The organism is Streptomyces sp. NPDC058650 (assembly GCF_042717315.1).
GTDB lineage: Bacteria > Actinomycetota > Actinomycetes > Streptomycetales > Streptomycetaceae > Streptomyces.
The window spans coordinates 68,921-75,531 of sequence record NZ_JBHXRL010000031.1 but is presented as its reverse complement, the minus strand read 5'-3'; the positions used below and the strand labels follow the sequence as shown (position 1 = coordinate 75,531).

Sequence of the window (6,611 nt, the reverse complement as noted above, 5' to 3'; positions counted from 1 at the left end):
GAGCGGGATATGCCCCGGCAAGCCGGGTCATAGTGAATGAATTGCGCAAGCGCAATTCGAATTCCGGCGCAAGCGCCGGAATGGAATTCCGTAAACGGAATTCCGGAAGAGAATGCAATTCGCGCAAGCGCTCATTGCGGGCACCCGCGCAAGCGCGGTCGCCTGGGCTGGCAGCAAGGGGGTGCATCGTGCGGGGGGCCTGTGTAGGGCTTGGGGTTCCTGACCACCACCCCCGCAACGGATGTGACGGACTGTCGGCCCGATCGGGTGCCGGCCGCGCCGCAGTGACGGGTTCCGCTGCGCTCCACCCTGACCACTCCCCCACCCTCAAAACTGCCCGGTCACACTCACCAATACCCCACCAGCATACAGGACAACCGGCCGCTTCGGGGCAGGATTCGGCCATGTATCACCCTGGGGGTGAAAGTTGGCGCGTGGGTGATGCATCACGTGCCGTGCCTGTGTAGTGTTTGGGTCCAGACACTACAACCCCGGGCCACACCATCGCGCCGGGACCTTTCATTCTGATTACGCGCGACATTCCGCGAAAAGGAGAACACGGGAAATGGCCGTGAAGTTGCGTGACCACCAGATCGAAGCCGTTGCCGCCATCGTGCGGGGCTTCGATATCCCGCCGGGCGGTATCCCCGTGAATGGCCTTCGCGGGCAGGTGCACGCCGCGTGTGGCACGGGAAAGACCATTATTGCGGCGACGTCGGCGAAGCGCATTGTGCCCAAGGGCCGCATTCTCGTCCTGGTGCCGACGCTGGACCTTCTGACCCAGACGGTGCAGGCGTGGCGCGGCGCTGGGCACTCGGGGCCGGCTGTTGCGGTGTGCAGCCTCACCGACGACCCGGAGCTGTGGAACCTCAAGGTGCGCTCCACCACGAATCCCGTGCAGCTGGCTCTGTGGCACAGCTCGGGGCCGGTCACCATCTTCGGGACGTACGCCAGCCTCGGTGTTCTGGCGGAGGCTTTCGAGGGCGCCTACGGGCAGCAGCTGGCCCCGATGGACCTCACGGTGGTCGATGAGGCCCACCGGACGTCGGGCTCGATGGGTAAGGCGTGGGCCGACGTCCACAGCCAGGGCGTCATCCCCTCGCACCGCCGGCTGTACCTGACGGCCACGCCGCGGATCTGGGAGGAGCGGCTGAACCGCGAGGTCTCGGAGGGGGTGCGTGACCCGCTGCCGCGTGAGATGGCGGCCTCCATGGACGACGAGCGGGTCTTCGGGCCGGTCCTCTACAAGCTCTCGTTGGCGTCGGCCGTGTCGCGGAAGCTGCTGGCGCGGTACCAGATCATCGTCCTGGAGCTCCAGGACCCGGTCGTCACGCCTGAGCGGCTGATGGGCGAGGAGCGGCACAGCGAGAAGGTCCGCGGTGAGCGTCTCGGGGCGCTCCAGGCCGCGCTGCTGCACACGATGGCGCAGCACGACCTGTCGACGTGCATCACCTTCCACCACCGGACGATAGAGGCACAGGCGTACGCGGAGGGTCTGGAGCGCGTGGCGGCGAAGCTGCACGCGGACCAGCCCGAGAAGTACCCCGCCCGGATCTGGGCGGACTGGCTGTGCGGCGAGCACGTGCCCGAGCGCCGGCGGGGAGTCCTGGGCGGCTTCGGGTCCACCGCGCAGCGGGCGGTGCTCTCGAACTGCCGGGTCCTGGGCGAGGGCGTGGACATCCGGGCGGTGGACTCGGTGGCCCTCCTGGACCCCAAGGGCGCTCCGCACGACATCGTCCAGGCGATCGGCCGGGCGCTCCGTCAGAAGCCCGGACAGGGGAAAGTCGCGTCTCTGATCGTGCCGGTATTTCTCCAGCCTGGAGAAAAGCCGGAAGACATGTTCACCTCCGGATCGTATAAGCCTTTGGTGAAGGTTCTTGAAGGTCTGCGGGCTCACGACGAAGAGGCAATCGAATTGCTCGCGATTCCGCAGGAGCCTCAGAAGGACGTCGCGCAGCCGTCCGAGTACATCGGTCCGCCGCCCGAGGAAGGCGAGGATGAATCCCGTCTACTGCTGCGTTTTGCGGCCCCGCGTGACCCGGTGATGGTCGCGGACTGGATTTCCTTCAACGTGATCGACACGGAGCGCCAGGACTGGGGGCGCGGCTGGGCGTCGCTCAAGAAGTTCGCGGATCGTGAGCTTCACGCCCGGGTTCCGTACGGGCACAAGGAGGGCGCGTACCCGCTGGGGCAGTGGGTCGCGGAGCAGCGACGGGCGTACGGGGCAGGGCAGATGACCGGCCAGCGCGCCCAGCGGCTGGAGAAGCTGGGCATGGTCTGGAGCCCGGCCGATGAGCGGTTCCAGGAGAACCTGGAGGCCGCCAAGGCGTACTACGAGCAGCACTGGACGCTGTGCGCGCCCCGGTCCGCGACGATGCTGGACCGGCCGGTGGGGCAGTGGCTGTCGAACCTGCGGCGTGCCGGTGCGCTGGAGGGTCACCCCGAGTGGAAGACGGCGCTGGAGGCCGTGGATGAGCACTGGAACCCGGCGTGGCCGGCGGAGTGGCAGAGGCACTACGCGGCGCTGCGGGAGCTGCTGACGGACGAGGAGGACCACTCCGATGTCCTGCCCGGCTTCACCGTGCACGGCATGGACGTGGGCAAGTGGCTGGCGAAGCAGCGTCAGCACACGGTCTGGGCAGGGCTGATGGACGGGCAGCGTGAGCTCCTGGAGGCGGTCGGCGTGGTGCCGCTGCCCCCGGAGCAGGCGGAGCCCGCCAAGGGCACCAAGAAGGCTGTGAGCGCCTTCGAGAAGGGCGTGGCGGCCCTGGCGCAGTACAAGGCCCGCGAGGGCTCTGTGACCGTCCCCAGGGCTCATGTGGAGCGGCTGGGGGACGGGAGCGAGGTGAAGCTGGGGGTGTTCCTCAGCAACAGCAAGAGCCGCCGGGCCAAGCTGACCGCCGACAAGCTCGCCGCGCTGGCCGGCCTCGGGCTGGAGTGGGCGACGACGGAAGGGGCGGCGGCGTGATGAGCGGCGACCGCGGGGAAGAGCAGCGCGTGAAGGCGGCCGTACGGCGGCACGGCCGGGAGAGGGCCTTCGCGGAGGCGGAGCACGTCATCTCGGCTCTGCTGGCCGACCCTGGGGTGCAGCAGGCGGGGGCGCAGGTCGAGGCGGCGGAGACGGAGCTCGGCACGGAGCTGTGCGCCCGTCTCCAGCCGTTCCAGGACCGCTACGACCAGGCCGTGGCGGAGGGCGACGCGGACGGGCTCGCCGGGCTCTGCGGGGGCAAGCACGGCCGCTGGGGGCGGATCTGCGCGTTGCCCGACGGTCACGAGACCTCGATGGAGGAACCGCACTGGGGCCGCACCAGCGAGGGCCGGCCGATCGCGTGGGTGGGCAGCGCACCCGACGACTGGTGAACGGCGGTGAGACCGGCGACAGGACCCCGGGGCGCGCGGGCGGCCCGGGGTCCTTCGCTGTCTGGGGCCAGGGGCACCGGCCCCAGGCTCTACACGCACTGGGGTGCGATGCCGGGGCTTCTGGGCCGCGAGCATCGCACTGGCGTGCGTGTAGGCCCTGGGATCTTCGGGGTGCTCCCCCGGCGAACTACGGGGCGGCCGGGGCTGGTCGGGGAGTCGGGGGTAGGTCATGGTGCCCGGCGGGAGCTGAACCATCTGACTTGGCCTTCGTGGCGTACTTTGATGACTTCCAGCGGGAACGAGCGCCGCGTGGGCGGGAACCATCTGACTTGGCTTGGTGACGGACCTTGAAGATGCGGCCATCGCGGAGTCCGTCCGTAGCGGCTACCGGGTGCAGCAGGCTGAGATGCCCCAACCATCTGACTTGGTTCGTGACGGACTTTGAAGATGCGGCCACTGTGAAGTCCTCCCGTGGGAGTTGCCGGGTGTAGCAGGCCGGGATACCCCCAACCATCTGACTTGGTTCGTGACGGACTTTGAAGTTCGCGGCGTGTCCGGCTCTCTCGGGTCCGCCGGATCGGGATGATCAGCGCATGAACGTCGAGTTGCCCGGAGTGCAGTGGGATGAGTTGTGGCTGCCGTTGCGGCCGTACGCGACGAACTGGTTGCAGGAGGGGATCCGGCGGGAGCGGCGGCCGGTGGCGATGACGCGTCGGTACGTGGAGGCGAACCCGTCGGCGATGAGCAATCTCCTCGTCGTGGATGTGGACCACTCGGATGCGGTGCTGCGGGCGGTGTCGTCGGTGGGATCGCATCCGCTGCCCAACGCGGTCGTGGAGAACCCGGTGAATGGGCACGCTCATGCGGTGTGGGCCCTGGCGGAAGCGGTGACGCGGACCGAGTACGCCCGGCGCAAGCCACTGGCCTACGCCGCCGCCGTCACCGAGGGCCTGCGCCGCGCGCTGGACGGCGATGCGGCGTACTCGGGGCTGATGACGAAGAACCCGCTGCACACGGACTGGAGCACCGAGTGGCTCCACGGCGGACTCCACACGCTCGGCGGCCTGGAGGAGGCGCTGAGCGGCCACATGCCGCCCACGCGCTGGCGGGAGACCAAGCGGTTCCGCACCAACATCACAGGGCTGGGGCGCAACTGCTCGATCTTCGAGACGGCCCGGACCTGGGCGTACCGCGAGGTACGCCACCACTTCGGCAGCCCCGACACCCTCCACACCGCCATCCACACGGAAGTGCACACCCGGAACGCCGAGTTCACGGAGCCGCTGCCGACATCTGAGGCCCGTGCGATCGCCAACAGCATCCACCGGTGGATCACGACGCGCTCCAGGATGTGGAAGGACGGTGCGGCGGTCTACGAGGCCACCTTCGTCGCCATCCAGTCCGCCCGCGGCAAGAAGAGCGGTCAGGCGCGCACCGCAGGCCGGGACGAGCGCACCGAAGCCATGCTCGAGTACATGAGGGGGAAGCCGTGACGCAGCAGCCCAGGCGTGAACGTCGCACCGCGACCGCCCGTGAGCTCGCAGACCGGTTCGGAGTGTCCGAGCGGACGGTGCAGCGCATGATCGCCGAGGAACGCACGGCGTACGAGGGCCGCTCCCGGCAGCGGCGGGACGAGATCGTCGAACTGCACCGGCAGGGGCTGAAGGGTTACGAGATCGCGCGCGAGCTGAATGTTTCTGCCGGTCTGGTGTCCGTCCGGCTCAAGGAGGCCCGCTCGGCCGGTGTCGATCTCACCCGCTACGCCGCTGCCGGTGAAACCCAGGAGCAGGGCCGGGCGTAGCGGGCCAGCCGGGTCATCCCTCGGTGCGTTCCTTCTGGATCTTCTGCATCTTGCGGGCCGTGTCGATCTGCGCGCGGATCATCGTGTCGAGCAGGGCTTCCGGGTCGCCGTCGGGGCCGGCGGTCGCGGCCAGCAGCGAGGCGATTTGGCTGGCGAGGACGGTGACCACGTCGGCCGTCCCCACCGGGCCGCGGACCTCGATCAGTTTGCGCACGGCGTCGTCGATGCGGTCCATGGCTTCCTCGCCCTGGAGGAGCAGCCCGAGCCGGTCGGCGAGGAACATGCGGACGACCGCCACACCGTCGGCCAGGGCGGTGTCCACGTTGAAGTCGGCGCGGGCTTTCTCCGACTCCTTGAGCACGGCCGGGATCGTGTACGTCCGCTGCTCCGGGATGAGGCCCTCCTTTCGCCACTTCGCGTACGGGATGGGGCCGACGGCGTCACGGCGTGCGCGGTGTTCGTTGGTCGGGCGGCCGCCCGCGGTGCGGCAGGCCCGACCTGCGGCTGCCTTGCAGGTCGGGCATTCGACATGGCGCATCCACGAGCGCACGAGATCCATCTCGGCGGCGGAGCGGAGGTGGCGTCGCCACTCGCCGCCCCACGGGATGCTGTCCGATCCGTTCTCCACGCCCGTTGCCCCCTGGGTCCCGGTGGTGTGTGCCGTCTTGCGTGCCGTGAATGACCGTACCTGCGGTGGCGGGCCTCATGGGCCGTCAGCGGTCGATCAGGGGCAGCCGTTCGGACCCTGCGCCTGCGCTGGTTCAGATGCCGTCGGTCTCCAGCGCGTACAGCTCGTAGGGAACGGTTCCGGTCTCGGTGTCCCGGTCGGCCGTTCCGACGCGGGTTCGGTGAGGCGGTCCAGCCGGGTGTAGAGGGCCTGGACGAGGCGGGCGCGGTTCTGGACGCAGCGGGCGGTGCCCTTGAGCGGGGCGGACAGGCGGCCGTCGGCTTCGCGGAGGACGACTTCGGCGAGGGCGCCGCGGCCGTCGCTCTTGGGCAGGGCGGCGGCGAGACGCCGGACGTCGGAGGCGACCGCGCGGGCGTGCCCGGTGAGCTGGAGGGCGATCTGCTCGTAGTCGCGGGGTGCGAGGTCCGGGTCGTTCCACGCCAGGACGGCGGTGACGAGCGCTTCGTGCGGGGCGCGGTCGAGGGGGAGTTCGGCCTCGATCAGGCCCTGGGGGTCGTAGAGCACGACGTGGGTGTCGCTCATCGGGTGCCCGCCGCGTCGTCGTCCTGGTCGTGGTCGCCGGTGCTGGCGTCCGGGGCCGGGGCGGCGAGGAAGCGGGCGTAGCCGCGGTCGGCGCGGGCGATCAGCGCCGGGGAGGGCCGGCCGAAGGCGGGCGGCTGGAGGCCGCGGTCTTCCGGCTGAGGGCCGACGGGTGTGGGTGCGCTCATGGGCACCGCCTCCGTTGCTGGGTGCGTCGTGTCGTTCGACGCTACGGATCCCGTC

General features: G+C 69.8%; 7 protein-coding genes. 4 read left to right on the top strand and 3 right to left on the bottom strand.

The window, feature by feature from the left end; all coding sequences use genetic code 11:
- Positions 1–565 precede the first annotated feature (565 nt).
- The 4 genes from ACFWWU_RS35375 to ACFWWU_RS35360 all read left to right on the top strand — a co-directional run bounded on the left by ACFWWU_RS35375 (position 566) and on the right by ACFWWU_RS35360 (position 5,161).
- Positions 566–2,968: a Helicase associated domain protein gene (locus tag ACFWWU_RS35375; protein WP_384152661.1), complete on the top strand. Its 2,403-nt coding sequence runs from the start codon at positions 566–568 to the stop codon at positions 2,966–2,968.
- Positions 2,968–3,360: a hypothetical protein gene (locus ACFWWU_RS35370; RefSeq protein WP_384152658.1), complete on the top strand. Its 393-nt coding sequence runs from the start codon at positions 2,968–2,970 to the stop codon at positions 3,358–3,360. Before ACFWWU_RS35375 ends, ACFWWU_RS35370 begins: the two co-directional genes overlap by 1 nt.
- Before the next feature lie 593 nt (positions 3,361–3,953).
- On the top strand, positions 3,954–4,853 hold the full coding sequence (locus ACFWWU_RS35365) for a replication initiation protein (RefSeq protein ID WP_384152655.1): 900 nt from the start codon (positions 3,954–3,956) through the stop codon (positions 4,851–4,853).
- A complete protein-coding gene (locus ACFWWU_RS35360; protein ID WP_384152652.1) occupies positions 4,850–5,161 on the top strand; it encodes an HTH domain-containing protein in 312 nt (103 codons plus the stop codon). Before ACFWWU_RS35365 ends, ACFWWU_RS35360 begins: the two co-directional genes overlap by 4 nt.
- Positions 5,162–5,174: 13 nt before the next feature.
- Here ACFWWU_RS35360 and ACFWWU_RS35355 read toward each other — a convergent pair whose 3' ends face one another.
- The 3 genes from ACFWWU_RS35355 to ACFWWU_RS35345 form a co-directional block, all read right to left on the bottom strand.
- Complete coding sequence (locus ACFWWU_RS35355) at positions 5,175–5,789, bottom strand: hypothetical protein (RefSeq protein WP_384152649.1); 615 nt, start codon at positions 5,787–5,789, stop codon at positions 5,175–5,177.
- Positions 5,790–5,885: 96 nt separating this feature from the next.
- Entirely contained in the window at positions 5,886–6,371 is a 486-nt protein-coding gene (locus ACFWWU_RS35350) for a DUF6415 family natural product biosynthesis protein (RefSeq protein WP_384152647.1), read from the bottom strand.
- Positions 6,368–6,556: a hypothetical protein gene (locus ACFWWU_RS35345; protein ID WP_384152644.1), complete on the bottom strand. Its 189-nt coding sequence runs from the start codon at positions 6,554–6,556 to the stop codon at positions 6,368–6,370. The genes ACFWWU_RS35350 and ACFWWU_RS35345 overlap by 4 nt, the downstream gene beginning before the upstream one ends.
- Positions 6,557–6,611: the final 55 nt, after the last annotated feature.

Coding starts and splice junctions, on each gene's coding strand:
- ACFWWU_RS35370 (WP_384152658.1), top strand. CDS start 2,968: ATGAGCGGCGACCGCGGGGAAGAGCAGCGCGTGAAGGCGGCCGTACGG.
- ACFWWU_RS35350 (WP_384152647.1), bottom strand. CDS start 6,371: ATGAGCGACACCCACGTCGTGCTCTACGACCCCCAGGGCCTGATCGAG.
- ACFWWU_RS35375 (WP_384152661.1), top strand. CDS start 566: ATGGCCGTGAAGTTGCGTGACCACCAGATCGAAGCCGTTGCCGCCATC.
- ACFWWU_RS35365 (WP_384152655.1), top strand. CDS start 3,954: ATGAACGTCGAGTTGCCCGGAGTGCAGTGGGATGAGTTGTGGCTGCCG.
- ACFWWU_RS35345 (WP_384152644.1), bottom strand. CDS start 6,556: ATGAGCGCACCCACACCCGTCGGCCCTCAGCCGGAAGACCGCGGCCTC.